General features: G+C 57.7%; 1 rRNA gene. It reads left to right on the top strand.

Features of this window, described 5'->3' with window-relative positions:
* Positions 1–291 precede the first annotated feature (291 nt).
* Positions 292–1,033 (top strand): 23S ribosomal RNA (locus ACFVSN_RS45210); the annotation flags it as partial.

Below are 1,033 nucleotides of genomic sequence, written 5' to 3'. Positions count from 1 at the left end.
CGGCTGGATCACCTCCTTTCTAAGGAGCAATATGCCGCTTGCAGGCGAATGTCCTGCACGGTTGCTCATGGGTGGAACGTTGACTATTCGGCACACTTGGTAGGGCCTGTCAGTACTGCTTCGGCGTGGAACACAGAGTCTGTATCGGGTGTGTCGGGCACGTTGTTGGGTCCTGAGGGAACGGAAACGTTGTCTCAGTGGTTGCCGGCCTCACTTGACGTGGTCTTCGGATCGTGGAGGGTGTGTGACTGGTCGTTGTTTGAGAACTGCACAGTGGACGCGAGCATCTGTGGCCAAGTTTTTAAGGGCGCACGGTGGATGCCTTGGCACTAGGAACCGATGAAGGACGTGGGAGGCCGCGATAGGCCCCGGGGAGCTGTCAACCGAGCTTTGATCCGGGGGTGTCCGAATGGGGAAACCCGGCAGTCGTCATGGGCTGTCACCCGCTGCTGAACACATAGGCAGTGTGGAGGGAACGCGGGGAAGTGAAACATCTCAGTACCCGCAGGAAGAGAAAACAACCGTGATTCCGGGAGTAGTGGCGAGCGAAACCGGATGAGGCTAAACCGTTTGGTGTGAGACCCGGCAGGGGTTGCCAATGCGGGGTTGTGGGAATGAGCTTCAGTCGTCTGCCGGCGGCTGGGCGAGTCAGAAACCGTATGGGTAGTCGAAGGACATGCGAAAGGTCCGGCGTAGAGGGTAAGACCCCCGTAGACGAAATCTGTACGGCTTGCTTGCTCATCTCCCAAGTAGCACGGGGCCCGAGAAATCCCGTGTGAATCTGGCGGGACCACCCGCTAAGCCTAAATATTCCCTAGTGACCGATAGCGGATAGTACCGTGAGGGAATGGTGAAAAGTACCGCGGGAGCGGAGTGAAATAGTACCTGAAACCGTGTGCCTACAAGCCGTGGGAGCGTCGTTCACCAGTTTACTGGTGGGCCGTGACTGCGTGCCTTTTGAAGAATGAGCCTGCGAGTTTGCGGTGTGTAGCGAGGTTAACCCGTGTGGGGTAGCCGTAGCGAAAGCGAGTCC

Source organism: Kitasatospora sp. NPDC057904 (assembly GCF_042887925.1).
Classification (GTDB): domain Bacteria; phylum Actinomycetota; class Actinomycetes; order Streptomycetales; family Streptomycetaceae; genus Kitasatospora.
Note: the sequence above shows the minus strand (reverse complement) of the source record. Positions and strands in the feature narration are given on the sequence as shown.